This window comes from Isoptericola aurantiacus, from assembly GCF_044769875.1.
GTDB classification, from domain to species: domain Bacteria; phylum Actinomycetota; class Actinomycetes; order Actinomycetales; family Cellulomonadaceae; genus Isoptericola; species Isoptericola aurantiacus.
Genome location: NZ_JBJBAE010000002.1, coordinates 64980 through 91308 on the forward strand (window position 1 = coordinate 64980; position 26329 = coordinate 91308).

The 26329-nt window shown below is 73.8% G+C and carries 23 protein-coding genes; 15 read left to right on the forward strand and 8 right to left on the reverse strand.

What is annotated here, in order from left to right; translation table 11 throughout:
* Nucleotides 1-89 precede the first annotated feature (89 nt).
* Together ACIQLL_RS07015 and trpD are read left to right on the forward strand one after the other, a co-directional pair.
* A complete protein-coding gene (locus ACIQLL_RS07015) occupies nucleotides 90-479 on the forward strand; it encodes a response regulator (protein WP_402464768.1) in 390 nt (129 codons plus the stop codon).
* A gap of 41 nt (nucleotides 480-520) precedes the next feature.
* A complete protein-coding gene (gene trpD / locus ACIQLL_RS07020) occupies nucleotides 521-1579 on the forward strand; it encodes an anthranilate phosphoribosyltransferase (protein ID WP_402466245.1) in 1059 nt (352 codons plus the stop codon).
* A gap of 21 nt (nucleotides 1580-1600) precedes the next feature.
* On the opposite strand, the gene ACIQLL_RS07025 is transcribed toward trpD, so the two are convergent.
* From ACIQLL_RS07025 to ACIQLL_RS07035, 3 genes are read right to left on the reverse strand one after another with little or no spacing between them, the layout of a single operon-like run.
* Nucleotides 1601-1882 carry an Lrp/AsnC family transcriptional regulator gene (locus tag ACIQLL_RS07025; protein ID WP_402464770.1) on the reverse strand — a complete coding sequence of 94 codons (282 nt, stop codon included), beginning with the start codon at nucleotides 1880-1882 and terminating at the stop codon, nucleotides 1601-1603.
* Nucleotides 1876-3651 (reverse strand): DEDD exonuclease domain-containing protein, encoded by a 1776-nt coding sequence (locus ACIQLL_RS07030; RefSeq protein ID WP_402464772.1) that lies wholly within the window; start codon nucleotides 3649-3651, stop codon nucleotides 1876-1878. The genes ACIQLL_RS07025 and ACIQLL_RS07030 overlap by 7 nt, the downstream gene beginning before the upstream one ends.
* Nucleotides 3652-3684: 33 nt before the next feature.
* Nucleotides 3685-5493: an AMP-dependent synthetase/ligase gene (locus tag ACIQLL_RS07035; protein WP_402464774.1), complete on the reverse strand. Its 1809-nt coding sequence runs from the start codon at nucleotides 5491-5493 to the stop codon at nucleotides 3685-3687.
* A gap of 211 nt (nucleotides 5494-5704) precedes the next feature.
* Between ACIQLL_RS07035 and ACIQLL_RS07040 the strand changes: the two genes are divergently transcribed.
* Nucleotides 5705-6649 carry an ROK family glucokinase gene (locus ACIQLL_RS07040; protein ID WP_402464776.1) on the forward strand — a complete coding sequence of 315 codons (945 nt, stop codon included), beginning with the start codon at nucleotides 5705-5707 and terminating at the stop codon, nucleotides 6647-6649.
* A gap of 97 nt (nucleotides 6650-6746) precedes the next feature.
* Here the strand turns inward: ACIQLL_RS07040 and ACIQLL_RS07045 are convergent, their stop codons facing one another.
* Complete coding sequence (locus ACIQLL_RS07045) at nucleotides 6747-7253, reverse strand: hypothetical protein (protein ID WP_402464778.1); 507 nt, start codon at nucleotides 7251-7253, stop codon at nucleotides 6747-6749.
* Nucleotides 7254-7295: 42 nt separating this feature from the next.
* Between ACIQLL_RS07045 and ACIQLL_RS07050 the strand changes: the two genes are divergently transcribed.
* The 3 genes from ACIQLL_RS07050 (at nucleotide 7296) to ACIQLL_RS07060 (ending at nucleotide 10753) form a co-directional block, all read left to right on the forward strand.
* Complete coding sequence (locus tag ACIQLL_RS07050; protein WP_402464780.1) at nucleotides 7296-8072, forward strand: lysophospholipid acyltransferase family protein; 777 nt, start codon at nucleotides 7296-7298, stop codon at nucleotides 8070-8072.
* A gap of 76 nt (nucleotides 8073-8148) precedes the next feature.
* Complete coding sequence (locus tag ACIQLL_RS07055; RefSeq protein ID WP_402464782.1) at nucleotides 8149-9375, forward strand: pyrophosphate--fructose-6-phosphate 1-phosphotransferase; 1227 nt, start codon at nucleotides 8149-8151, stop codon at nucleotides 9373-9375.
* A 13-nt stretch (nucleotides 9376-9388) separates the two neighbouring features.
* Nucleotides 9389-10753, forward strand: a complete 1365-nt coding sequence (locus tag ACIQLL_RS07060; protein WP_402464784.1) for a class II 3-deoxy-7-phosphoheptulonate synthase — start codon at nucleotides 9389-9391, stop codon at nucleotides 10751-10753.
* On the opposite strand, the gene pknB is transcribed toward ACIQLL_RS07060, so the two are convergent.
* Complete coding sequence (gene pknB / locus ACIQLL_RS07065; RefSeq protein ID WP_402464786.1) at nucleotides 10740-12737, reverse strand: Stk1 family PASTA domain-containing Ser/Thr kinase; 1998 nt, start codon at nucleotides 12735-12737, stop codon at nucleotides 10740-10742. The genes ACIQLL_RS07060 and pknB overlap by 14 nt on opposite strands.
* Nucleotides 12738-12799: 62 nt before the next feature.
* Between pknB and ACIQLL_RS07070 the strand changes: the two genes are divergently transcribed.
* On the forward strand, nucleotides 12800-13183 hold the full coding sequence (locus tag ACIQLL_RS07070) for an Rv2175c family DNA-binding protein (protein ID WP_402464788.1): 384 nt from the start codon (nucleotides 12800-12802) through the stop codon (nucleotides 13181-13183).
* Nucleotides 13184-13185: 2 nt separating this feature from the next.
* Here ACIQLL_RS07070 and ACIQLL_RS07075 read toward each other — a convergent pair whose 3' ends face one another.
* Complete coding sequence (locus tag ACIQLL_RS07075; protein ID WP_402464790.1) at nucleotides 13186-14292, reverse strand: polyprenyl synthetase family protein; 1107 nt, start codon at nucleotides 14290-14292, stop codon at nucleotides 13186-13188.
* Between the two features lie 41 nt (nucleotides 14293-14333).
* Nucleotides 14334-14897, reverse strand: a complete 564-nt coding sequence (locus ACIQLL_RS07080; protein ID WP_402464792.1) for a hypothetical protein — start codon at nucleotides 14895-14897, stop codon at nucleotides 14334-14336.
* Between the two features lie 108 nt (nucleotides 14898-15005).
* Between ACIQLL_RS07080 and ACIQLL_RS07085 the strand changes: the two genes are divergently transcribed.
* The 4 genes from ACIQLL_RS07085 to ACIQLL_RS07100 all read left to right on the forward strand — a co-directional run bounded on the left by ACIQLL_RS07085 (nucleotide 15006) and on the right by ACIQLL_RS07100 (nucleotide 20073).
* A complete protein-coding gene (locus tag ACIQLL_RS07085; protein WP_402464794.1) occupies nucleotides 15006-16208 on the forward strand; it encodes a DUF4192 domain-containing protein in 1203 nt (400 codons plus the stop codon).
* Nucleotides 16184-16540, forward strand: coding sequence for a universal stress protein (locus ACIQLL_RS07090; RefSeq protein WP_402464796.1), 357 nt, complete (start codon nucleotides 16184-16186; stop codon nucleotides 16538-16540). Before ACIQLL_RS07085 ends, ACIQLL_RS07090 begins: the two co-directional genes overlap by 25 nt.
* Nucleotides 16541-16779: 239 nt before the next feature.
* Entirely contained in the window at nucleotides 16780-18372 is a 1593-nt protein-coding gene (locus ACIQLL_RS07095; RefSeq protein ID WP_402464797.1) for an RNA polymerase sigma factor, read from the forward strand.
* Nucleotides 18373-18495: 123 nt separating this feature from the next.
* Nucleotides 18496-20073, forward strand: coding sequence for a SpoIID/LytB domain-containing protein (locus tag ACIQLL_RS07100; RefSeq protein WP_402464799.1), 1578 nt, complete (start codon nucleotides 18496-18498; stop codon nucleotides 20071-20073).
* 99 nt (nucleotides 20074-20172) lie between these two features.
* Here the strand turns inward: ACIQLL_RS07100 and ACIQLL_RS07105 are convergent, their stop codons facing one another.
* Nucleotides 20173-20388 (reverse strand): DUF7455 domain-containing protein, encoded by a 216-nt coding sequence (locus ACIQLL_RS07105; protein ID WP_402464801.1) that lies wholly within the window; start codon nucleotides 20386-20388, stop codon nucleotides 20173-20175.
* 161 nt (nucleotides 20389-20549) lie between these two features.
* On the opposite strand from ACIQLL_RS07105, the gene ACIQLL_RS07110 reads away from it, so the two are divergent.
* From ACIQLL_RS07110 to ACIQLL_RS07125, 4 genes are all read left to right on the forward strand, one after another.
* Complete coding sequence (locus ACIQLL_RS07110; RefSeq protein WP_402464803.1) at nucleotides 20550-22676, forward strand: DNA gyrase/topoisomerase IV subunit B; 2127 nt, start codon at nucleotides 20550-20552, stop codon at nucleotides 22674-22676.
* A gap of 88 nt (nucleotides 22677-22764) precedes the next feature.
* Entirely contained in the window at nucleotides 22765-23208 is a 444-nt protein-coding gene (locus ACIQLL_RS07115) for a DUF4430 domain-containing protein (RefSeq protein WP_402464806.1), read from the forward strand.
* Nucleotides 23205-23816, forward strand: a complete 612-nt coding sequence (locus tag ACIQLL_RS07120; RefSeq protein ID WP_402464809.1) for a DUF6580 family putative transport protein — start codon at nucleotides 23205-23207, stop codon at nucleotides 23814-23816. Before ACIQLL_RS07115 ends, ACIQLL_RS07120 begins: the two co-directional genes overlap by 4 nt.
* Nucleotides 23817-23918: 102 nt before the next feature.
* Nucleotides 23919-26324 (forward strand): lysylphosphatidylglycerol synthase transmembrane domain-containing protein, encoded by a 2406-nt coding sequence (locus ACIQLL_RS07125; RefSeq protein WP_402466248.1) that lies wholly within the window; start codon nucleotides 23919-23921, stop codon nucleotides 26322-26324.
* Nucleotides 26325-26329 lie beyond the last annotated feature (5 nt).

Consider the following 26329-nt stretch of genomic DNA (forward strand, 5'->3'; position numbering starts at 1 on the left):
AGACTGCCACGAAAAGACCACGTCGACGGGCTGACCGAGGTGACGCGGGTGTGCCACGATGCCAGCAAACGTCTGCGAAGGGATGCTCGATGACGACCGGCCCCCGTGTGCTGCTGTACAGCGACGACCGCACCGTGCGCGAGCAGGTGCGGCTCGCCGTCGGACCCCGCCTGGGCGCCGACGCGCCGACGATCGCCTGGACCGAGGCCGCGACCGCGCCGGCCGTCACCGCGGCGGTGCCCACGGGCCGGTTCGACCTGCTCGTCCTCGACGGCGAGGCGGACAAGGTCGGTGGGATGGGACTGTGCCGCCAGCTCAAGAACGAGGTGTACGACTGCCCGCCGGTGCTCGTCCTGACCGGCCGGGCCGACGACGCATGGCTGGCATCATGGTCGCTGGCCGACGCGGTCGTCCCCCGACCGTTCGACCCCCTCGCGCTGCAGAGCGCGATCGCCGACGCGCTGCCGCAGGTCGTCTGACCGCGGGGGCCAGACAGACCACGAAGAGGATCGCCGTGCCCATCGACGCCCCGACCGCTCCCACCTGGCCCGGCGTGCTCTCCGAGCTCGTCGCCGGGCACGACCTGACCGCGGACGAGACCTCGTGGGCGATGGACCAGGTGATGTCCGGGGAGGTCCCGCCCACCCGGCTCGCAGGGTTCCTCGTGGGGCTGCGGGCCAAGGGCGAGACGGCGGCCGAGCTGACCGGTCTGGCCGACGCCATGCTGGCCCACGCCACCCGCATCGAGGTCCCGGGCCCCACCGTGGACCTGGTGGGCACCGGCGGGGACCGGCACCACACCGTCAACATCTCGACCATGGCCGCCGTCGTCGTGGCCGGTGCGGGGCTGCGCGTCGTCAAGCACGGCAACCGTGCGGCGTCGTCGTCGTCGGGGTCGGCGGACGTCCTGGAGGCCCTGGGCGTACGGCTGGACCAGCCGGCCGAGCGCGTCGCCGAGATCGCCGGGCAGGTGGGTATCACGTTCTGCTTCGCCGGTCTGTTCCACCCGTCCATGCGGCACGCCGGCGTCGCCCGGCGGGACCTCGGGATCGCCACGGCGTTCAACTTCCTGGGACCGTTGACGAACCCCGCCCAGCCGGGCGCGACGGCCGTCGGTTGCGCGGACGCCCGCATGGCCCCCCTGATGGCGGGGGTGTTCGCGGCGCGGGGTACCCGGGCGCTGGTCTTCCGTGGTGACGACGGCCTCGACGAGCTCGCCGCGACCGGACCGACCACGGTGTGGGAGGTGCGTGGCGGCGAGGTCGTCCAGGAGCGCTTCGACGCGGCGCACGACCTGGGGCTGCGCCGCACCGGGATCGACGAGCTGCGTGGCGGCGATGCCGCCCACAACGCCCAGGTGGCCCGGGACGTGATCTCCGGGGCCGAGCGTGGGCCGGTGCGCGAGACGGTGCTCCTCAACGCGGCCGCGGCGCTCGTGGCCGACGGCACGCTGCCGGGCACGGCCGAGGGGACGCTCGTGGACCGGCTCGGAGCCGGCCTCGGCCACGCGGCGCGCAGCGTCGACGACGGCGCCGCCGCGGACGTCCTGGAGCGCTGGGTCGCCGCGACGCAGGCGTGAGCCCGGCGGCGGACCGGACCGTCAGTCGTCGAGACCGAGGGCGAACGCCTGCTCGAGATCGACGGCGGAGTACGTGCGGAACGCGATGAGGGTCTCCGTGCGCAGAACACCGGGCACCTTGCTGATCCCGTCGGCGATCACCTCGGCGAGGTCCTCGTGCCGGCGCACCCTGACCATCGCCACCAGGTCCGCCTTGCCCGTCACGGAGTAGACCTCGCTGACCCCGCGCAGGTCCGTGATCTGCGCGGCGACCTCCGGGATGCGGTCGGCAGCGGTGTCGATGAGCACGATCGAGGTCAGCATGGCGCCATCGTATCGGCGCCGTGCTCCGCCGCGCCCGAGATCGCCGACGAGACGCTCGCGGCGACGTCGTCCAGGTCGGCGTGGGCCACGGCGGACCGCACCGGGCAGGTCCACGGGTGCGAGGCGTGCACGAGGCGGACGCCGGGCTGCTCCAGCCAGTCGAGGACCAGCGCCGCCTCCTCCGGGTGGCACGCCGGGGCCGGGGGAGCGGGTGGCGGCACGTCCTCTGCCGTGGCCCGCAGCGCCTCGACCGCGGCCAGCGGGTCGTCGTCGGGTCCGGCGACCGCCGTCGCCGCCAGCCGTGCGTGGCGGACGACGACGATCTCCCAGCCGCCCGACGTCGTCCGGCGTGCGGCCACCAGCTCGGCGCACCGGCTGAGGGGGTCCAGGCGCTGCGCACGGGCGGCGGCCCGGACGAAAGCCCGCAGCCGCGCGGTGACCTGCCCCGCCTCCTCGTAGCGCTCCTGGGCGGCCAGGCGGGCCACCCGAGCGGCCAGGGCGCCGACGACGCCGGACGGGTCGCCGGTGAGCGCGTCCGTCGCGGCGGACGCCACGTCGGCGTACTGCGCGTCGGGTCCGTCGGTCGCGGTGCACGGTGCGGAGCACCGCCCCAGCCCGGCCAGCGCGCACGGGCTGCGCGGCGCCGTCGGCACCACCGGCAGCCGCTGGGTGCACTGACGCAGCGGCAGGGCGTCGTGGAGTGCGGCGACGGCGTCCTGGGCCGTGCGGCGGGAACCGAACGGGCCGATGTGCGGGACGTCGCCGCGCACCTCGGAGACCACGGAGAGCCGCGGGTAGGGCTCGTCGGTAAGACGCACCCAGCTCTGCCGCTCCGGATGCTTGGACCGGCGGTTGTAGCGGGGGGAGTGCTCGGCGATCAGGCGCAGCTCGCGTACCTGGGCCTCCAGCGGTGTCGAGCAGACCACCGGGGTCACGACGTGGGCGATCCGGACCATCTCGGTGATGCGCCGGCGCTTCTCGGCCGCGGTGAAGTACGACCGCACCCGCTTACGGATGTTGGTCGACGTGCCGACGTAGAGCACCTCGTCCTCCGGACCGCGGAACATATAGACGCCGGGCGCCTGGGGCAGGGCGTCGGCCAGGGGAGCCTTGCGCCGCACGTCGGCCGGCACCGGGTCCGCCGCCGTGGCCAGGTCCTCCAGGTGCGTGACACCGAGCGGGGCGAGACGTTCGAGCAGGCCGTGGAGCACGTCCACCGTGGCCCGGGCGTCGGCCAGGGCCCGGTGCTCGGGAGACGTCGTGGCGCGGAACAGCGCGGCCAGGGTGGCCAGCTTGTGGTTGCGTGCCTCGTCGCGGGTGACCACGCGGCGGGCCAGGGGCAGGGTGTCGACGACGGCGAAACCGGGCCAGTCGTAGTCGAGGGACTCGCAGGCCGCCCGCAGGAACCCGACGTCGAACGGGGCGTTGTGCGCGACCAGCACGGTGTCCCGGGCGAACTCCAGGAAGCTGGGCAGGACCAGCTCGATGCCGGGGGCGGTGGCGACCATCGCCGTCGTGATGCCCGTGAGACGGGCGACGAACGCCGGGACGGGGCGCCCCGGGTCGACCAACGACTGGAACTCGCCGAGCACCTCACCACCGCGGACCTTGACGGCGCCGATCTCCGTGATGCCCGCGTCGCTCGCCCTCGAGCCGGTGGTCTCGAGGTCGACCACCACGAACGTGACGTCGCGCAGCGAGGTGCCGAGGTCCGCGAACGACGGTTGGACGGCCCGGCCGACGTGCTCCGGTGCTGGTGCGATCGCCATGGCGGGGACCGTAGCCCCCGCCACCGACAGCGATCAGGCGGGGGACTGCTCCCGCGTGTCGACGTACAGCGCGTCGATCTCCTCGCCGTAGTCGGCGAGCACCAACGACCGCTTCACCTTCAGCGACGGCGTGAGGTAGCCGTTCTCGACCGTGAGGTCCTCCGGCAGCAGGGAGAACTTCCGGATCGACTCGGCGCGCGAGACGGCGTCGTTCGCCCGCGTCACGGCGGCGTCGAGGGCGGCGAGGACGTCGGGGTCGGACGCCGCCTGCTCCACGGTCAGCTCGGGCTTGTCGTGCATCGAGCACCAGCCCGGCAGACCCTCGGGGTCGAGGGAGATGAGCGCGCCGATGAACGGACGGTTGTCACCCACGACGACGCACTGGCTCACCAGGGCGTGGGCGCGGATGCGGTCCTCGAGCATCGCCGGCGCGACGTTCTTGCCGCCGGCGGTCACGATGATCTCCTTCTTGCGCCCGGTGATCGACAGGTAGCCGTCGTCGTCGAGCGTGCCGAGATCCCCGGTGCGGAACCACTCGCCGTCGAACGCCTCCGCCGTCGCCTCCGCGTTGCCGCGATACCCGCGGAAGACGTGCACGCCGCGCAGCAGGATCTCGCCGTCCTCGGCGATCTTCACGCCGCAGCCCGGCAGCTGGGTGCCGACCGTGCCGATGCGGTTCGAGGCCGGGCGGTTGACGCTGGTCGGCGCCGTCGTCTCGGTCAGGCCGTACCCCTCGAGGATGGTCAGCCCGATCCCGCGGAAGAAGTGCCCCAGCCGCTCGCCGAGCGGGCCGCCGCCTGAGACTGCGTATCGCGCGTCGCCCCCGAGGGCCGCGAGGAGCTTGGTGTAGACCAGCCGGCGGGCCACCTGGTGCTGGACGGTCAGCCAGAGGGACGCGCCGCCGGTGTCCTGGGCGCGGGACCAGGCGATGGCCGTCGCGGCCGCCCACTGGAAGATCCGCAGCTTGCCCCCGGCGGCGGCCTTCTGCTCGGCCGAGTTGTAGACCTTCTCGAACACGCGCGGCACGGCGAGCACGAAGGTCGGCTTGAAGGCCCCCAGACCCTCGGTGACCGTCTTGACCTCCGCCCAGTGGCCGAGCACGCTGCCGCCGGCGACGGCGAGCACCTCGATGAAGCGGGCGAAGACGTGCGCGAGCGGCAGGAAGAGCAGCGTGCGCCCACCCGCGGCGAACACCTCGGGGACGGCGGCGACGGCGTTGGTCGCCAGCGAGGCGAAGTTGCCGTGGGTCAGCTCCGCGCCCTTGGGCCGTCCGGTGGTGCCCGACGTGTAGATGATCGTGGCGACGTCGTCGAGCCCCGCGAGGTGACGGCGACGCTCGATCTCGGAGTCGTCCACCTCGGCGCCGGCGGCGGTGAGGTCCGCGATCGCGCCGTCGTCGAGGGTGAGCACCGTCTGCAGGGACGGCGCCGTGCGGGCCACCTCCGAGACGATCGCGGCGAGCTCGGCGTTCTCCGCGACGACGAGGGTGACCTGGGCGTCCGTGACGATCCACTCGACCTGCTCGGGGGAGGAGGTCTCGTAGATCGGCACCGGCACGGCACCCGCGGCCCAGGCGGCGAAGTCGAGCAGGGTCCACTCGAAGCGGGTGTGCGACATGATGCCGACCGGGTCCCCGGGCTGGACGCCCCGGGCCACGAGCCCCTTGGCCACGGCCACCACCTGTGCGTCGAACTCCCGGCCGCTGACCGGCGTCCAGGCGCCGTCCACGACGTGCTCCATGATGGTCGCGCCGGGGTCCTTGTCCACGCGGGCGGCGAGGAGGTCGTTGAGGTTCGACGTGGCGGGCAGCTCCACGAGCTGCGGGGTGGTGATCTCGTCCATGCTGACTCCAGTGGCAGGGCTCGTCGGTGGGCGTCACGATACCCGGTCGCATGCCTGCCACGGACCAGCGAGCACCGCCCGGTGGACGATGCGTGCGCAGGTCGTGAAGGTCGGTAGGCTGTCCTGCGGTGCGCTCGCGCGCCCACATGTCGTCGGTGCGGCGGACCGGTCCGCTCGACGTCCCCCGGAGAGCGATCGTGAGGTCTGACGCATGCACGCCATCGGAGTCGACATCGGCGGTACGAAGATCGCCGTCGGCGTCGTGGACGAGTCCGGCCACATCCTGGCCAAGGTCCGACGCGACACCGCTCCCGACGACGTCGCCAGCATCGACCGCGCGATCGCCGACGCGTGCACCGAGCTCGCCGCCGAGCACGAGGTCGGCGCCATCGGCCTGGCGGCCGCAGGGTTCGTGAGCCCGGACCGCACCTCGGTGCTCTTCGCCCCGAACATCGCCTGGCGGGAGTACCCGCTCGCCGAGCGCGTGAGCGGGCTCGTCGACCTCGACGTCCCCGTCGTCGTCGAGAACGACGCCAACGCGGCCGGGTGGGCCGAGTTCCGGTTCGGCGCCGCGCAGGCCGCGACCGACATGATCATGCTGACGGTGGGGACCGGCCTCGGCGGCGCCGTCGTCGTGGACCGTGAGCTGGTGCGCGGCAAGTGGGGCGTCGCTGCCGAGGTCGGGCACATGCGGGTGGTCCCCGGCGGCCACTACTGCGGCTGCGGGCACGAGGGCTGCTGGGAGCAGTACGCCTCCGGCTCGGCGCTGGTCCGGGACGCGCGGCAGGCCGCGATCGCGACGCCGGACCGCGCGGTCCGGCTCGTCGAGCTCGCCGGCGGCGACGGTGAGGCCATCACCGGTCCGGACGTGACCCGGGCCGCCCAGGAGGGCGACGCCCTGGCGGTCGAGCTGCTGGCCACGCTGGGCCGGTGGATCGGGGAGGGAGCGGCGTCGGTGGCGGCGCTGCTGGACCCCGAGCTCTTCGTCATCGGCGGTGGCGTCGGCGCCGCCGGGGACCTGCTGCTGCAGCCGGTGCGTAAAGCCTACGAGGCGCAGCTCTCGGCGCTGGGGCACCGACCCGTCGCGCAGATCGAGCTCGCCCAGCAGGGCAACGAGGCGGGGATCGTGGGCGCCGCGGACCTCGCCCGTCGCTGAGGCCCCGCCCGGTGACGGCGCACGACGCACCGGCGGCCGGCACGAGGCGGGCCGTCCCGGGCGGCTGCCGTCCGGTGTCGGCCGAGCGCCCCGCCCGTCACACGACGGCGCCGGGGTCGTGGTCCTCCGGGTCACGGCGGTGCGGCATCCGCCAGACGAGGACGGCCAGCGCCGCCACGAACGCGCCGCCGCACGCCGGTCCCAGCCATCCCGGCACCGACAGCCCCGGCAGGGCCGCCCGCACGACGACCCACAGCACGGCCAGCACGGGCATCGCCACGGCCACGGTCCAGGCCAGCGTGAGCATCGGGTCCCGGTGGGCCACCGGCTCGGGCTCGGGCGGGACGAAGTGGGACCCGGCCTCCTCGAGCGCCTCCACCTCCGGAGTCGTGGGCCAGTCGCGCGGACCCGAGGGCTGCGGCAGGTCCCGCTGCGACCGCGGTGCGACGGCGTCCCGCTCCGGGTCCGTCGTCGTCATGGCGTCCGGGGCCGCACGCCCGGCCTCCTCGACGTCGCCCAGACGTGCGACGATGTCGGACCAGCGGGCATCGACGTCGGCGTCCGGCAGGTCGTCAGGATCAGCGTCCCGGTTCGGTGAGGCCATGGGAACACTCTATTGTCGTCCGCGACGCCGCGAGGAGGACCGTTGTTCTACTGGGTGATGAAGCACCTGCTGGCCGGGCCCTGGCTCCGGCTCGCCTTCCGGCCCTGGACCAAGGGCGTCGAGAACGTGCCCAGCGATGGCGGCGCGATCCTGGCGAGCAACCACCTCGCGGTCATCGACTCGTTCGTGCTGCCCCTCGTCCTGGACCGCCAGGTGAAGTTCCTCGGCAAGTCCGACTACTTCACGGGGCGCGGGCTCCGCGGCCGGCTGGTGGCCGGGTTCATGCGCGGCGTCGGGACGATCCCCGTGGACCGGTCCGGCGGCAAGGCCAGCGAGGCCGCGCTGCGCACCGGCCTGCGGGTCCTGTCGGAGGGTGACCTGTTCGGGATCTACCCCGAGGGCACCCGGAGCCCCGACGGCCGGCTGTACCGGGGCAAGACGGGCGTGGCCCGTCTGGCGCTGGAGTCCGGGGCACCCGTGGTGCCGGTCGCGATGGTCGGCACCGACGTCGCGCAGCCGCTGGGACGTGCCGTGCCCAAGCCGATGCCCATCGGCGTCGTGCTGGGCGAGCCCCTGGACTTCTCGCGCTACCGGGGCATGGAGTCCGACCGCTTCGTGCTGCGGGCGGTGACCGACGAGATCATGTACGCGATCCTGCGCCTCAGCGAGCAGGAGTACGTCGACGTGTACGCGGCCACGGCCAAGGCACGGATCGCCCAGGGCATCCCCGTCGACGCGGCCCCCGGCTCGCCGTCGTCGGACCGCGGCCAGGCGAGTGCCCCCGCCGCGCCCGAGCCGCCCGAGCGACCCGAGCACTGAGACGCCGTCCCGTGGCGCCGCGGTGCCTCCTAGGATGGGAGGCACCGTTCATCCCCCCAACGAGAGGTAGCCCCTCATGTCGGTCCGTCGTGTGGCCCTGCTGACCGCCGGTGGTTTCGCACCGTGCCTGTCCTCCGCGGTCGGAGGCCTCATCGAGCGCTACACCGAGCTCGACCCGTCGATCGAGATCATCGCCTACCAGTACGGCTACCACGGCTTGCTGACCGGGACGAAGATCGAGATCGGTGCCGAGGCGCGTCGCCAGGCCGGCATCCTGCACCGCTTCGGCGGCTCGCCCATCGGCAACTCGCGCGTCAAGCTCACCAACGCCGCCGACTGCGTCAAGCGGGGCCTCGTGGCCGAGGGCCAGGACCCGCTGCACGTCGCCGCGGAGCAGCTCAAGGCCGACGGCGTGGACGTGCTGCACACCATCGGCGGCGACGACACCAACACCACCGCCGCGGACCTCGCCGCCTACCTGCACGAGAACGACTACGAGCTCACGGTCGTCGGCCTGCCCAAGACCATCGACAACGACGTGGTGCCGATCAAGCAGTCGCTCGGCGCGTGGACCGCGGCCGAGGAGGCCGCCGGGTTCGCCGCGAACGTCATCGGCGAGCACCGCTCCGGCCCGCGCATGCTCATCGTGCACGAGGTCATGGGGCGCCACTGCGGCTGGCTGACCGCCGCGGCGGCCAAGGAGTACCGCCGGTGGCTCGACGCCCAGGAGTTCGCCCCCGCCCTGGGCCTCACCCGGGAGCGCTGGGACGTGCACGCCGTCTTCCTGCCCGAGCTCGCCATCGACATCGACGGTGAGGCCGAGCGGCTCAAGGCGATCATGGACGCGCAGGGCAACGTCAACATCTTCCTGTCCGAGGGCGCGGGCATGCACGAGATCGTCGCGCAGCTCGAGGCCGCCGGCGAGGAGGTCCAGCGCGACCCGTTCGGTCACGTCAAGCTCGACACGATCAACCCGGGCCAGTGGTTCGCGCAGCAGTTCGCCGAGAAGCTCGGCGCCGAGAAGGTCATGGTCCAGAAGTCCGGCTACTACTCGCGCGCCGCGGCCGCGAACGCCGAGGACCTGCGCCTCATCAAGTCCATGACCGACCTCGCCGTCGAGTGCGCCCTGCGCGGGGAGCCCGGCGTCATCGGTCACGACGAGGAGGACGAGGACAGGCTCAAGGCGATCGCGTTCCCGCGCATCGCCGGCGGCAAGGCGTTCGACGTGCACACCGAGTGGTTCGGCGAGCTCCTGGCCGGTATCGGTCAGTCGCTGGTCCCGGCCGAGCCCGCCGAGCACTGAGGCGAGGGGCACCGTGAGCAGCGCGGTCGACACCGTCGCGCCGGGCACCGATCCGGACGGGCTGGACCGGTTCCGCGGTCTCGAGGCGCGTCAGCAGCCGGTCTGGCCGGACACCGACGATCTTGCCGAGGTCGCGCAGCGGCTCTCGGTCGCCGCGCCGCTCGTGGTGCCCGCCGAGGCGGACACGCTCACCGAACGCCTCGCCGCGGCCGGTCGCGGCGAGGCGTTCCTCCTGCAGGGCGGCGACTGCGCAGAGACGTTCGCCGACGCGAACGCGACGCGGATCCGCAACAAGGTCCGCACCATCCTGCAGATGGCCGTCGTCCTCACCCACGGTGCGAGCACGCCCGTGGTCAAGATGGGTCGCCTCGCCGGACAGTACGCGAAGCCGCGCTCGTCGAACGAGGAGACGCGTGACGGGGTGACGCTGCCGTGCTACCGCGGCGACATGGTCAACGGGCACGCCTTCACCCCGGAGTCGCGCATCCCGGACCCGCGGCGTCTGGAGCAGGCGTACCGGATCTCCGCCGCGACGGCGAACGTGGTGCGCGGCTTCACGCAGGGCGGCTATGCCGACCTGCGACGGGTGCACGAGTGGAACCGCGGGTTCATGCAGAACCCGGCCTACGCCCGCTACGAGCGCACCGCCACGGAGATCGACCGGGCGATCCGGTTCATGGACGCGTGTGGTGCCGACTTCGACGCGCTGCGCACCGTGGAGTTCTTCCTCAGCCACGAGGCGCTCATCCTCGACTACGAGCGCGCGCTGACCCGGATCGACGCGCGCACCGGCGCCCCGTACGCCGCCAGCGCCCACTTTCTGTGGATCGGTGAACGCACCCGGCAGCTCGACGGCGCGCACGTGGAGTTCCTGTCCCGCGTGGCCAACCCCATCGGGGTCAAGCTGGGCCCCACCACGAGCCCCGACGACGCGATCGCGCTGGCCGCGCGGCTCAACCCCGAGAACCGTGCCGGACGGCTGACGTTCATCACCCGCATGGGCGCCGGTCGGGTGCGCGACGTGCTGCCCGACGTCGTGGAGAAGGTCACGGACGCCGGTGCGGTCGTCACCTGGGTCACCGACCCCATGCACGGCAACACCATCACCTCGGAGTCCGGGTTCAAGACCCGGCGCTTCAGCGACGTCCTGGACGAGGTCACCGGGTTCTTCGAGGTGCACCGCGAGCTCGGGACCGTGCCCGGCGGGCTGCACATGGAGCTCACCGGCGACGACGTGACCGAGGTGCTCGGCGGCAGCGAGGAGATCTCCGACGCCGACCTGGCCGAACGCTACGAGACGCTCGTGGACCCGCGGCTCAACCACCAGCAGTCGTTGGAGACGGCCTTCCAGGTGGCCGAGATGCTCACCAGACGGTGAGCGTGACCGTCGACCCGACCGGTGCCTTGCCGTCGACGTCCTGGAACCGGACCGTGTCGAGCAGCCCGCCCAGGTAGCGGTTCACGTCGACCTCGAACCCGGCCTCGGTCAGGGCGTCGGTGGCCTCCTGCGAGGACATGCCGACGACGTCGGGCACCTTCGCCGACGGCGGGCCGGAGGACAGCGTCAGCGTGACGGTGTCGGTGCGGTGGGCCTGGGTGCCCTGCTCCGGGTCCTGACGCAGCACGTTCCCCTCGGCGACGTCGGTCGAGTGCTCCGGGTCGGCGTACTCCACCTCGAGCCCCACGCCGCCGAGGTCGCTCTCGGCCTGGCTCCTGTCGGCGCCCACGACCTGCGGGACCCGGACCGGCGCCGGCCCGTCCGAGACGGTGAGCCGCACCGCGGTGTCGTGCGGCTGGCTGGACCCCTCGGGCACGGAGACCGCGAGCACCTGGCCACGGGGTGCGGTGTCGTCGTACGCGGTCCGCGGGTCGGGCACGTCGAAACCCGCGTCGGCGAGCGCGCTGGTCGCGTCCTTGCGCGGTGAGCCGACGAGGTCGTCCGGCACGTCGAGCATGAGCACGCCGAGGGAGACGACGAGCTCGACGGTGCCGTCCCGGCGGACGGACTCGCCCGCACCGGGGTCGCTGGACACCACGTCCCCGGCAGGGACGTCGTCGTCGTGCGTCTCCCTGGTGGTGACGTCGAGGCCGGCGACCTGCAGCCGGTCCTCGGCGTCGTCCAGCGGGGCGCCGGTGATCCCGCCCGGGACGGTGGTCCAGGCGCCGGGGCCGTCCGCGTTCCACCACCAGGTCCCGGCGGCCCCGCCGGCGAGGAGGAGCACGAGGACGGCCACCGCCGCCACCCACCGGCGGCGACGCGAGGGCGTGGGGGATCCGGGCGGGTCGAGCGCGGCGGTCGGTTCGTCCACCAGATGTTCTGTCGGCATGCCGGGCGGCGAGACCTCGTCGAAGAAGGCCGCCGGGATCTCGTCCATCGCGTCCGCGGAGCCGGTGGGGTCGGCGGAGCCCGCCGCCGACCCGGGGCCGTCGGGGGAGCCGAGCGCCTCGTCGTGCTCGTCGTCGCGCGCCGGCTCCGTCGGCCGGTCCGCCGACCGGTCGAGGACCGCGTCGTCCAGGGCGGAGCGCAGCGCACGGACGGCCACGAGCGCCGCCCCGGCCTGCGGCGGGCGCCCGGCCGGGTTGCGGGCCGTGAACAGCGCGACCAGCGCATCGACCTGGGCGGGGAGCCAGTCGACGCGCTCCGACGGTGCGGGCAGGTCCTCGTGGACGTGGTGGAAGGCGACCTGGATGGGTGGTTCGCCGGGATAGGGCAGGGCACCGGTGAGCATCTCGTGCAGCAGGACGCCGACGGCGTAGACGTCGGTGGCCGGCGTGCAGCCGCCCGTCGTGATGACCTCCGGAGCGAGGTAGGCGACCGTGCCCAGGATGGTGCCGGTGGTGGTCGTGGTGACCTCGGTGACGGCACGGGCCAGACCGAAGTCGGCCACCTTCACGTGACCGTCCGAGGCGATGAGCACGTTCTCGGGCTTGACGTCGCGGTGCACGAGGCCGACCCGGTGCGCTGCGGACAGCGCGGCCAGCACCTGGGCGGCGACGTCGAGCGCCCGGCGCACCGTCAGCGGGCCGTCGTGCAGCTCGGCGCGCAGGTTCGTGCCGGGCACGAACTCCATCGTCAGGTAGCTGGTGTCGCCGTCGACGCCCTGGTCGAAGACGGCCACCACACCGGGATGGGAGAGCCGCGCGGAGGCCCGCGCCTCCCGCCGGAACCGCGAGACGAACCGGGCGCCGTCGACCCCCTCGGCCAGGTGCGGGTGCATCACCTTGACGGCGACGTCCCGGCCGAGGCGCCGGTCGCGCGCCCGGTACACCGTCGCCATGCCGCCGCGGGCGACGCGCGCGACGATCTCGTACCGCCCGTCGACCAGGCGGCCGAGCAGCGGATCGGTCGTCGTGGTGGCCACGGGGAGAGTGTATTTCGGCCGCCGACGCTCGGCGCGCAGGCGCGGCGGGCTAGGCTGAGGCCGTGAGCGACGCACGCGATGACCAGCCCCTGGACGACCTGGTGGGCGACTGGATGACCCTGCCCGACGTGGCCGAGGCGCTGGGGACCGAGGTGTCCAAGGTCCGCGGGCTCGTGTCCACGCGGCACCTGATCGGCGTCAAGCGGGGGGAACGGACCACGTTCCAGGTCCCGGCGGCGTTCGTGGTCGTCGAGCCCGGCGCCGCGCCCCACGTGCTGGAGACCGTGCGTGGCACCGTGATCATGCTCGGCGACGCCGGCTTCTCGGACGCCGAGGCGCTGGAGTGGCTGTTCAGCCCGGAGGAGTCCCTGGGCACGACGCCCATCGAGGCGTTGCGGTCCGGGCGGCGGGCACCGGTCCGCCGCGCGGCGCAGACGCTGGCCTGAGGTCAGGCGGCGCGGTCGACCGCGGCGAGAGCCAGGTCGGTCAGGACGTCACGCCCCGTCGGGTCCAGGTCGGACCCGCGCAGCGCGTCCAGAGCCGTCGAGGCGAGCGAGTCGATGAGCGTCTCGACCCCCGACAACGCCCCGGTGTCGGCGACGGCGGTGCGCAGCGCGTCGACGTCCCCCTCGGTGAGGTCCGGGTCGCCCAGCCGGTCGACGACGAGCCGGTGCGCGGCGTCGTCGGCCCCGGCGAGGGTGCGCGCGATGAGGACGGTCCGCTTGCCCTCGCGCAGGTCGTCGCCCGCCGGCTTGCCGGTCACCTGCGGGTCGCCGTAGACGCCCAGGATGTCGTCGCGCAGCTGGAAGGCCTCGCCCAGGGGCATGCCGACGGCGCTGACGGCCTCGACCGCCGCCTCGTCGGCGCCCGCGAGCACGGCGCCCAGCGCCAGCGGACGCTCCACCGAGTAGCGGGCCGACTTGGCGCGCAGCACCGTGCGGGCCCGGTCCTCGTCCGCGGCCGGGTCGAGCCCCCAGGGCTCTGCCTGGACCAGCACGTCCAGGTACTGACCGACGACGACCTCGCTGGTCATCGCGTCGAACAGGTCTCGTGCGGCGCGGGCGACGGGCGCCTCGAACGTGTCGAGGGCCGCGGCGGCCTCACGGTGGCAGGCGACCAGCGCGAGATCACCCAGCAGGACGGCCGCCGCCGTGCCGAACCGCGCCGGGTCCCCGGACCAGCCCGCCTCGGCGTGCCGGGCCTCGAAGACGCGGTGGGCGGTCGGTCGGCCGCGGCGGGTGTCGGAGGCGTCCATCACGTCGTCGTGCAGCAGCGCGGCAGCCTGGAACAGCTCCAGCGCCGCCCCGACGCGGACGACGGCGTCGCGGGCCGGTCCGGCGGCGGGGCCGCCGTGCGCGCGGAAGGACCAGTAGCAGAAGGCGGCACGCAGCCGCTTGCCGCCGTCGAGCAGACGGCCGAGCTGGTCGGTCAGCGCCGTCGTGCCCGGACCGGTGGCGGCCACCTCCGCGGCCAGGCGCTCGCGGTGCCGCAGCAGCGCGGCATCCACGTCGTCGCGGAGGTTCTCGAGATCGACCAGGGCGGCGGCTGTGGGCATGCCGCCAGCCTAGGGTGTCGGGAGCCGCCCGGGGGACCGGTTCAGTCGTCCGGGGCCCGCACGGTGCCGGACAGGGAGACGAGGCGGCGGTCGCCGTCGTCGAGCACGCCGATGATGACGGTCTCCACGTGCGGGTTCTTGCCGGGCCGGGTGCGGCTGAAGGCGGTCTGGGCGTCCAGCCCCGAGACGTCCACGGACTCGGACTCGGCGAAGCCCTTGCCGTCCAGCCGGGTCGCGTAGTCGTCGACGACCTCCTGGGTGCTGGCCGTCGTCGCCAGGTTGAGGGAGAAGTCGACGAGCGGTCCCTGCGCCGGGGTCGCCGAGCTGGCCAGCACCGTGGCTCCGTCGGGTGCACGCAGCAGGTCCACCGGGAACCCCGTGGCGTACTGCGCCACGGCCGATGACGGGTCGAAGGAGGGCAGGACGGACGGGGCGTCGTCGGCAGGGGACGACGTCGGACCGGAGCCGGCGGCGGGTGCCGACCCGCCCGGCGTCTCCTGGCCCGCGGAGGGCAGCAGCCCGCAGGCCGTCAGGCCCGTGGCGACGACGGCCGCGCAGACGGCGCGGCCGACTCGCGGGACGCGGCGGCGTCGGGTCGTGGGCACGGGAACACCGTAGTGGGCGACCGCCCCCAGGCCCGCGGCGCCACCCTCGGTCCCCAGGCCTCGGCGCTGCCGCTGGGCGCTCTGCCGACCGGCGGCTTGCATCGGGCCATGACCTCGATCTTCGACACCGATCCCCTGACCGTCCCGCTGTGCACGGCCCACGACGTGCTGGCCGCCATCCCGTACCAGCTGGGGTTCCGTCCCAGCGAGTCCGTCGTGCTCGCGTGCGCGACGGCGGACGACAGGCTCGGGCTCGTCGCCCGCGTCGACCTGGAGGACCTGCGTGGACCCGGGGCGGCCGAGGGGCTCGAGCCTCTCGCCCGGGCGCTCGCGGAGTCGCGCCCGGTCTACTGCGCGCTCGTGCTCTACACGGCCGGCGAGCCGGCACGGGCCGACGCCGCCCTCGACGCCGTCCGGGCGGCCGTCGGCCCGCTCGTCGCACTGGACGCCTGGGTCGTGACCCCCGACGGGTACCGAGGGCTCGGCTGCGAGGACCCGACCTGCTGCCCGCCGGGCGGCCACCCGATCTCCGCGCTGGACCACGGGACGGTCGCCGCGGCCTCGGTGCTCTCCGGGCAGCAGGTCGCCGCATCACGGGAGGAGGCCTTCCGCATCCCGCGGGCGCCCGACGACGCGCGGGCCCTGACCGGTCGAGCGGCCCGCCGCAGCGAGCGGGCCCTGCACGGCGCGCCGGACGAGGCCTCGCGGCGCGACTGGCGGGAGGGCGCGCTGTCCTCTTGGATCGAGGCGACGCGCCGCGCCGGGACCGGGGCCACCGCGCGCCGGCCCGCGGAGAGCAGCGTGGTGCGCCCGCCCCTGCTGGGCCGGGTGGCCGCGGCGCTCGCGGACCGCCGGGTGCGTGACGCGGCACTCCTGACGCTGGTCCCCGACGCCGAGGACGCGGCGCGGGCCACGGTCCGCGGTGCCGCGTCCGAGGCGGCCGACGAGGCGACCGCCCGTGCCCTGGCCCAGGTCGTCGATCCCGACGTGGCCGTGGTGCCCGATCCCGCGCAGGCGGACCGCGCCAGGGTGGTGCTGGAGCAGGTCGTGGCGCACGCCCCGCGCCGGCTGCACGCCCCGGCGCTCACGCTGCTGGCGTTCCTCGCCTGGTGGCAGGGGGACGGTCCCCGGGCGTCCTACCGGGTGGGCGAGGCGCTGGCCGTCGACGACACCTACCGGCTGGCGCACCTGGTCCAGAACGTGGTGGTGGCGGCGCTCCCGCCGGGCTGGGTGCGCGCGTCCGACGCCGGGCGCGTCGTCGGCGCACCGTCCGGTAGCGTTCCACCATGGCGATCGTCGTGGGACACCTGAGCACCGCCGAGGGCAAGGAGGCGCTCGTCGCCGCCGTGTCGGAGGCCCGGCAGCGCCAGGCAGGCCTCGTCGTCGTGGCGTCCGACCGGTCGCCGGCCGAGGAGCTGGAGGCGCTGCGGTCACGCCTCGCGGAGTCGGGGGTCGAGCACCGTGTCGTGGCCGGGGGCGGGGACCTCGCCGATGACCTGGTGCGTGCCGCGACGGAGTCCGACGGCGAGCTCATCGTCATCGGGCTACGACGACGCAGCCCGGTCGGCAAGCTCATCCTCGGTTCGGGCGCGCAGCGCATCCTGCTCGAAGCGCCGTGCCCGGTCCTCGCCGTCAAGCCGTGACGCGCGCGGCGCCGTCGCCGCCGGAACTCGGGAATAGGGCGGCGGACACCCGGCGTTGAGCCATTGTTCACCCGGTGCGAGCACGGTGTGGGTGGCGTACGACACGGCGACGCGGCCGTGTTCGGCGCATCCGCTCAGGTGCCGCCGGTACAATAGAGGTGTCCGCTCGAGCCGCGAGGCCAACAGTCCCCGGCCGTGACGGCGGTTCACCGTCCCCTCGATTGCCGAAAGGTCGGTTTGTGGCGTCCACTGCGCAGAACCCCCCGCTGCCCCGAGAGTTCGAACACGCGGCCCTCAAGGAGCTGCTCGCTCGCGGCACCGCGAACGGTCGCGTCGACGCGGAGAACTTCCGCTCTGCCTGCGAGACCGCGTCCGTGGGTGACCCGAAGCGCCTGAAGGCGGTGCTGCGCGCGTTCGCGAACGCCGGTGTGGACGTCGGTGCGCCGACGGCCACCAAGGTCGCGGCTGCCGCCAGCACGTCGACCAAGACCCAGACGCGTGCCAAGGCACCGACCGCGGCCCAGAACGCCGCCGCGAAGCGTTCCACGCGCGCTGCCGACACCGACACCTCCGACGCGGACACGTCGGCCGAGGAGGCCTCCGCCTCCGGGACCACCGCCAAGAAGTCGACCGCCCGGTCGTCCGCGGCGAAGAAGTCTCCGGCGAAGAAGGCCGCTGCCCCTAAGACGACGCGGAAGGCCGCGGCCAAGGCGCACAAGCCGGCGCCGGAGCCGGACGGCGTCCCGGTCGAGGACGACGAGGAGGTCGAGGAGCCGACTGGTCGTCAGACGACGACCCGTGGCGCCAAGACCCGGCGTGAGGACGAGCGCGGCGGCTTCGTCGTGTCCGACACCGACGACGAGGACCAGCCCGCGCAGCAGGTCGTCACCGCCGGTGCCACGGCCGACCCGGTCAAGGACTACCTCAAGCAGATCGGCAAGGTCGCGCTGCTGAACGCCGAGCAGGAGGTCGAGCTCGCCAAGCGCATCGAGGCCGGCCTGTTCGCCGAGGAGCGCCTGGCCAAGGACTACGCCGACTTCGACCGCACCAAGGCCGACGCCGACGAGCGGCGCATGTGGCGCGACCTGAAGTGGATCGCGCACGACGGCAAGCGGGCCAAGAACCACCTGCTCGAGGCCAACCTGCGCCTCGTGGTGTCGCTCGCCAAGCGGTACACCGGTCGCGGCATGCTGTTCCTGGACCTCATCCAGGAGGGCAACCTCGGTCTGATCCGTGCGGTCGAGAAGTTCGACTACACCAAGGGCTACAAGTTCTCGACCTACGCCACCTGGTGGATCCGCCAGGCGATCACCCGCGCGATGGCCGACCAGGCCCGCACCATCCGCATCCCCGTGCACATGGTCGAGGTCATCAACAAGCTCGCCCGCGTGCAGCGGCAGATGCTCCAGGACCTGGGCCGCGAGCCCACGCCGGAGGAGCTGGCCAAGGAGCTGGACATGACGCCCGAGAAGGTCGTCGAGGTCCAGAAGTACGGCCGCGAGCCCATCTCGCTGCACACCCCGCTCGGCGAGGACGGCGACAGCGAGTTCGGTGACCTCATCGAGGACTCCGAGGCCGTCGTGCCGTCGGACGCCGTGTCGTTCACTCTCCTGCAGGAGCAGCTGCACCAGGTGCTCGACACGCTCTCCGAGCGGGAGGCCGGCGTCGTCTCCATGCGGTTCGGTCTGCAGGACGGCCAGCCGAAGACGCTCGACGAGATCGGCAAGGTCTACGGCGTGACGCGTGAGCGCATCCGGCAGATCGAGTCCAAGACGATGTCGAAGCTGCGGCACCCGTCGCGCTCGCAGGTGCTGCGCGACTACCTCGACTGAGACCCCGCGTCACGGCGGCCCGTCGGCTCCGGCCGGCGGGCCGCCGTCGTGCGTCACCCCTGCGGGAACACCCTGGGAGGAGGCTCGCCCGGGACCGGTGCGACCTGTGGCATGGTGTGGGGCGTGCCTCCCACCGCACCGAACGCTCTCCGTGCCCGGCTGCTCGCCGTCGTCGTCGCGCTGGCGTTGCCGCTGACCTTTCTGGCACCGCTGCCCGCCAGTGCGGCGACCTGGTCGTTGAAGGCGTCCGGCGGAGGGTCCACCACCGCCGCCGAGGGCAAGAAGCTGACGGTGCGCTACCTCAAGAACGGTGACGCCGTGCGCGGTGCCGCCGTGCGGCTGCAGCGCAAGAAGAACGGCTCCTGGAGCACGATCCGGACGGTGCGGACGGGTTCGCAGGGACGGGTGAGCACCCGGGTCCACCCGTCCTCGACCCGGAAGTTCCGCTTCCGGACGGGGCGCACCACGAGCGCGTCGCTCACCGTGCGGATCCTGCCGGCGCGGTTCGCGATCACGGGCTCCGGGTCGGGTCACGGCGTCGGGCTGGCCCAGTGGGGCGCCTACGAGAAGTCGCGCAACGGCCGGTCGGCGGCCGAGATCCTGGACTACTACTACCCGGGCACGCGGCTGTCGACGGCGAACGACCCTCGCACCACCCTCGATGTCCAGGTGCTCGGGCCGCCCGCCGACTCGCGCCGGCGGACCGACCTGTCGATCGGATCCGGCCGCTGGCGGCTGCTCGCCGGCAACGGTGCGGTGATGGCGACGGGCGCAGCGTCACGTCAGGTGCGCATCGAGGTGACGTCCACCGGCCTCAAGGCCACGGTTCGGCAGGACGGCGAGCGCGTCGGCAGCGTCGTCAAGCGTTCGAGCCTCGCGTTCGAGTGGTCGGGCACCCGGGACTACCGCCCGTCAGCGACCAAGGCCGTGGCGCACGTGGCCGGCGCGCAGGGAACCTACCGCAACGGTCGCCTGGTGCTGACGAACCTGTCGGGGCGGCCGAACGTCGTCAACCAGGTCGTCATCAACACCGAGTACCTCTACGGGCTCGACGAGATGCCGTCGGGCTGGGCCTCCTCGAAGAACGGGGGCACCGCAGCGCTGCAGGCCCAGGCGATCGTGGCACGCAACTACGCGATCCGCGCGAAGGTCGCCGGGCACCGGCCCGCGTGCGGCTGCCACGTCTACGACGACACCCGCTCGCAGAACTACACCGGCTGGAAGAAGGAGGGCGGCCCGTGGGGCGGCGCCTGGTCCGCTGCCGTCGACGCCACGGTGCAGGACGGAACCGTCAGCGTCCTGCGTGACGGTGGCGGCGGCTTCGCGGAGACGCCCTACTTCGCCTCGAGCGGCTCCGCCGGCGGGCGGCGGGGGACGGGCGCCAACGCCGACGTGTTCGGAACCACGCCGTTGCCCTACCTGGTGCACGTGCCCGACCCCGCCTCGGCCCGAGCGCCCGGGAACCCGTACGTGTCCTGGACCGACTCGATCTCCCAGGACCGCGCCGGGGACATCTTCGGCGTGGGCTGGGTCAGGACGGTGTCGGTGACGTCGCGCTGGTCCAGTGGGCAGGTGCGGACGCTGCAGGCCACGTCGGCCGGCGGGAAGAAGGTGTCGCGGACCAAGACCGCCGAAGGATGGCGGACGGCGCTCGGGCTGCGCGGCTCCTGGGTCCGCGCGATCGACGGGCGCACGCGCTGACACTCGGGCCCTGGTCCGGCCCCGCGCAGCACGAAGGCCCTGCACCGTCCGGTGCGGGGCCCTCGTCATGTCTGTCGGGCGCCCGTGGGGGCGCCTCGCTCAGCCGGCGCCGTGCTCGGCGTGCAGCTTGTCGGTCTCGTCCTGGACGTGCTCGGCGACGGACTCGTAGGCCTCGGCGTGAGCGCGTGCGTGGTGTCCGCAGAAGAGGAGCTCTCCGACGGGCAGCACGACACGCACGTAGGCCTGGGCCCCGCAGCGGTCGCAGCGGTCGGCGGCGGTCAGGGGCTCGGTCGTCGGTTCGGTCGTTGTGCTCACGACACCATCAAACCATCTGCGCCCCGAGTTGTTCCCGCCCGGGGGCCCGGGTTCGCTGCGGGCGATCACGGCGGGCCCGGTCCGAGGGGCGCACGTGGCGGCGGTCACGGTGCCGGAGCGCCTGCACGGTGACGTCGGTGGGCTGGACTACGCTCAGGCCCGTGACAGCCACCTCCGAGACCGGTTATACCGCCCGTCACCTGTCCGTCCTCGAAGGCCTCGAGGCGGTCCGCAAGCGACCCGGAATGTACATCGGGTCGACGGACTCGCGCGGACTGATGCACTGCCTGTGGGAGATCATCGACAACTCCGTCGACGAGGCTCTGGGCGGCTACGCCCGCACGATCCGCGTGGTGCTGCACGCCGACTCGTCCGTGACCGTCGAGGACGACGGCCGCGGCATCCCGGTGGACGCCGAGCCGAAGACGGGCCTGTCCGGCGTCGAGGTCGTCTTCACCAAGCTCCACGCGGGCGGCAAGTTCGGCGGCGGCTCCTACACGGCGTCGGGCGGCCTGCACGGCGTCGGGGCGTCGGTGGTCAACGCGTTGTCCTCCCGCCTCGACGTCGAGGTCGACCGTAGCGGCAAGACGTACCGCATGACGTTCCACCGCGGCGAGCCCGGCACGTTCGCCGACCCGGTCGCGGGTCCGTCGCCGGACGCCGAGTTCACCCCGTTCGTCGACCACTCCGAGCTCGCCGTCGTCGGCAAGGCGCCCCGTCGCGCCACCGGCACCCGGGTGCGCTACTGGGCCGACACGCAGATCTTCCCGAAGTCCGCCGTCTTCGCGTACGACGAGCTCGTGACGCGGGCGCGGCAGACGACGTTCCTGGTGCCCGGGCTGGAGATCACCGTCCGTGACGAGCGCGGGCTCGCCGGCACGCCGGGGGAGTCCGGCCCGCACGAGGAGGTCTTCCAGCACTCCGGTGGTGCCGTGGACTTCGTGGAGTTCCTCGCCCCGGACGCCCCGGTGACCTCCACCTGGCGCCTGCAGGGTTCGGGCAGCTTCACCGAGACGGTCCCCGTCCTGGACGCCAAGGGTCACATGTCCCCGCAGGAGGTGAAGCGCGACTGCGAGGTCGACGTCGCCCTGCGCTGGGGCGGCGGCTACGAGACCGAGCTGCGCACGTTCGTCAACATCATCGCCACCCCCAAGGGCGGGTCGCACCGCACCGGGTTCGAGCAGGGGCTGCTCAAGACGGTCCGCAAGCAGGTGGAGGCCAACGCCCGCCGCCTCAAGGTCTCGGCCAAGGACTCGGCCGAGCGCATCGAGAAGGACGACGTCCTGGCGGGGCTGACCGCCGTGGTGACCGTGCGCCTGGCCGAGCCGCAGTTCGAGGGGCAGACGAAGGAGGTCCTCGGCACGGCGCCGGTGCGCCAGATCGTCTCGCGCGTGGTGGAGTCCGAGCTCGGCGCGCTGCTGACGTCGACCAAGCGGGACGACAAGGCGCAGTCGGCGCTGCTGCTGGAGAAGGTCGTCGCGGAGATGCGCGCGCGGGTCACCGCGCGCAAGCAGAAGGAGATCTCGCGGCGCAAGAACGCCCTGGAGTCCTCCTCGCTGCCGGCCAAGCTCGCCGACTGCCGCAGCGACGACGTCGAGCGCTCCGAGCTGTTCATCGTCGAGGGCGACTCGGCGCTGGGCACGGCCAAGCTGGCCCGCTCCAGCGACTTCCAGGCGCTGCTGCCGATCCGCGGCAAGATCCTCAACGTCCAGAAGGCCTCGATCAGCGACATGCTGCGCAACGTCGAGTGCGCCGCGATCATCCAGGTGCTCGGCGCCGGGTCGGGGCGGTCCTTCGACCTGGAGGCCGCGCGCTACGGCAAGATCGTGCTGATGACGGATGCCGACGTCGACGGCGCCCACATCCGTACGCTGCTCCTGACGCTGTTCTACCGGTACATGCGCCCGCTGCTGGAGGCCGGCCGCGTGTTCGCGGCCGTGCCGCCGCTGCACCGCGTCGAGGTGCTCGGGTCCGGTCGCCGCAAGGGCGAGTACCTGTACACCTACTCCGAGGCCGAGCTGAGCGCCACGTTGCGCAGGCTCGACAAGGCCGGACGCCGCTACAAGGACGACATCCAGCGCTACAAGGGCCTGGGGGAGATGGACGCCGACCAGCTCGCCGAGACGACGATGGACCCGCGGCACCGCACGCTGCGTCGGGTGACGGTCGAGGGCGCCGAGGCGGCCGAACGCGTCTTCGAGCTGTTGATGGGGTCCGACGTCGCGCCGCGCAAGGAGTTCATCGTGGCCGGGGCGCACGCCCTGGACCGCTCCCAGATCGACGTCTGAGGCGCGGCGCCGTCGAGCGTGCCGGACGTCACCGTCCGCATCGCGGCGCGCCGGACCCCGCTGCGAGCGGTGCGGATAGGCTCGTCCCGTGAAGACCCTGCTGCGTCCGACGTCGCCCCGCCTGCTGTCCGCCGCCGCCGTCGGCGTGCTCTCGATCGGCCTGCTGGCCGGCTGCTCCGGGGACGACGACGTCGCCCCGGAGTCGGCGTCGAGCGCGTCGGCCGAGGCCTCGCCGGGGTCGACGGACACCGACGAGCACATGGCGGAGAACGTCACCGAGTTCTCCTACGTCGGTCAGGACGGCGAGACGGCCCTGGACCTGCTGCTCGCCAACGACCCGGACGCCGAGGTCTCCGGCGAGGGTGAGATGGCCTACGTCACCGGGATCAAGGGGCGGACCGCCGAGGACGGCAAGGAGTTCTGGGCGCTGTACGTCGACGACGAGATGGCCCAGGTCGGCGCCGGCTCCCTGGAGACGGAGGACGGCCAGCAGATCCGGTGGACGCTGGAGAAGATCGAGGAGACCGAATGAGCCACGCGCCCGCTGCGGGTCCGGCGCCGGACCTGACCCTGCGCGACCTCGGCGAGCGCTGGTGGCGTCCCGCCGTCGCGGTGCTGCTCGTCGTGGCGGCCGTCGTGTGGCGGCTCGTCAAGGACGATCTCGGTGCCCCGCCGAACCTGGAGCTGTCCACGTTCGCCGCCTTCGCGGCGGCCGGTCTGCTGCGGCACCGCCTGGCGATGCTCGCCCCGCTGGTGGTCGTCGCGGTGAGCGACGTGCTGCTGAGCAACTCGGCGATCCTGGTGTTCACCTGGACGGCGTGGGCGGCCATCGGTGTCGGTGCCTGGTGGACCCGCCGGGCCACGGGCGCCCGCCGGTTCGTCGCGGCGCTGGCGTTCGGCGTCGGCGGTTCGCTGTGGTTCTACCTGTGGACCAACTTCGGTGTCTGGCTGCAGGGCCGCGGCACCTTCTACCCGGCCGGCCTGGACGGACTGGTGGCCAGCTACGTGGCCGGGCTGCCGTTCCTGCGGCCCATGCTGCTGGGCAACCTGGTACTGCTGCCCGTCGCGGCAGGGGTAGTGGCGCTCGTCGAGCGGCTCGAGCGGGCGCACTCGCTCGGAGCGGTTCCCGGCCGCGCCTGACCGCCCGGCGCCCGAGGTGCCGCCCCGACCGCGCGGCGCCCCGCCACGCACCCCCGCACGTTCCGCGTGCCCGTCGGCCCGGGGAGTGCCAAGGTGACTGCCATGACGGTGGACGGCGGCACCCCGGCCGGTGCCGCGCCTGTCCTCGACACCGCCCCGTACCGCGACGTCGTCGTGCGGGTGGACCTGGACGACCTGCGGTCCGCCGCGGTGTTCGCGGGGCTGCTCCTGGTGGGACTGCTGCTGGCCAGCGTCGGCCCCGAGACCTCCGCGGGTCTGGCCACCGACGCGCGCTCCGCAGCCTCCAGGGTGCCGTGGCAGATCCTGCTCGGCCTCACGGTCCTGGCCCAGGCGGCCGTGCTGGTGGCCGCCCTGGTCGCTCCGGTCGTCCTCCTGGTGCGCCGTCGCCCTCGGCTGCTCCTGACCGGCGGCCTGGCGATCGTGCTGGCTCTCGTGGCCTCCGCGGCGTTCCATGCGGCGCTGGCCGCCCGGTTCCCCACCCCTGAGGTCGCCGTGGTGCGGCCCGAGCTGGAGGACCTCGGCCCGGGTCTCGGGGTCGTCGCCGCGCTCGCTGCCGTCCTGGCGACGCTGCGTCCATCGCGCACGTGGGCACGTGCCTGGTGGAGCCTTCTCGCGGTGCTGGTCGTCCTGGACGTCCTGCTGCAGGTTTCGGGCCCGTTGGACGCCGTGGCCTCGGTGGGCGTGGGCGGTCTCGTCGGCGTCCTGGTGACGCTGACGTGCGGCCGCACCGTCCGGGTGCTCACCACCCACGGCGTCCGCGAGACGCTGTCGGGTGCCGGGCTCGAGGTCACGGAGGTGCGGGAGGCGGCGACGGCCGGCACGCCGCGGGTGGTGCACGCCTGGGCGGCCGACGGCGGGACGCTGTCCGTCACCGTGGTCGACCGGCGCTCGTGGCGCAGGGAACGCATGAGCCGGACCTACCGGCGCGCACGTCTGCGCACCGGCGTCGACGAGGAGGGGTCGACGTCGCCCGTGCGTGCCCTGGCGCTGGAGGCGGCACTGCTGCAGCTCGCCGCCGCCGGGGGAGCGCGGGTGCCCACGGTCCGGGCGCTGGCGCGAGCCCCCGAGGGGGAGGCGCTGCTCGCGTGCGACCAGATCGAGGGGCGGCGCCTCGACGACGTCCCGGCCGCCGCCGTCACGGACGGCGTGCTGCACGCCGCGTGGACCCAGGTCGCATCGCTCCGCGGGGCCCGGGTCGCGCACCGGGAGCTCTCGCTGCGGCACCTGGTCCTGGCCGACGACGGCGGGATCGGGGTGACCGACCTCGGTCACGGGGAGCCGGGGGCGCCGGAGCAGGTCCTGGCGGGGGACGTGGCCGAGCTTCTGGTCGCGACGGCCACGCTGGTCGGCCCGGAGCGCGCGGCGGCCGCGGCCCACGCCGTCCTGGGCCCGACGCCGGTCGCGGCGGCTGTCGCCCGGATGGTCCCGGCCGCGCTGACCCCGGCCACGCGGGCGCTGCTCCAGGACGGCGAGACCGGGCTGGACGACGTCGTGGCGGTGACGTGCCGGGTCGCGGGCGTGGCGGAACCGGTCTTCGAGAAGATCGAGCGGTTCCGGCCGCGCACGCTGGTCGCCGGGGCGATGATCGTCGTCGCCGTCTACTTCCTGGCCCCGCAGCTCGCCGACCTGCCGGGGCTCCTCGAGACCGTGCGGGAGGTCGACACGGCATGGCTGGTGCCGGTCGTGCTGGCCTCGGCGGCGACGTACCTCGGGGCAGCGCTGGGCCTGGCCGGGGGCACCCCGGGGCGGGTCCCCGTCGGCGAGGCGTCCGCGGTGGCGGTCGCGGCGTCGTTCGTGGCGACCTTCGCGCCGCCCGGTGTGGGTCAGGTGGGGCTGAACATCCGCTATCTGCAGCGCCGCGGGTTCCCGACCCCGGTGGCGGTGTCGGCGTCCGCGGCGAAGGAGGCCGCGGTCCTGACCGTCCACCTCACGCTGCTGGCGGCGTTCGCGCTGTGGGCGGGCACCACCGATGCCCTGGCCCGCGAGCTGGAGGGTCTGCCGTCCGGTCGGACCCTGGGCCTGTGGGGCCTGGGCGCGGCCGTGGTCGTCGGGGCCGTCTTCGTCGTGCCGGCGGCCCGCCGCCTCGTCCGGGAGCGCGTGGTGCCCGCCGTGCGGTCGTCGGTCACGGCCATGCACGAGGTGATCACCAGCCCGGCCAAGATGATCGCCCTCCTGGGCGGCGTCGTCCTGCTGCCGCTCGGGTACGCCGTCTGCTTGTACTTCTCGGTGCGGGCGTTCGACGGCGACGTCGGCTTCGTGGCCGTCGCGCTCGTGTCCCTCACCGCCGGCACCGTGGCGACCGCGGCGCCCGTCCCCGGCGGCGTCGGCGCGGTCGAGGCCGTGCTCGTCGCCTCCCTGACCGGCATCGGGCTGGACGGGGCGACGGCGCTCGCGGCCGTGGTGCTCTACCGGCTCGCGACGTTCTGGCTCCCCATCGCGCCCGGGGCGGTGGCGTTCCGCGTGCTGACGCGGCGCGAGGTGTTGTGACCGTG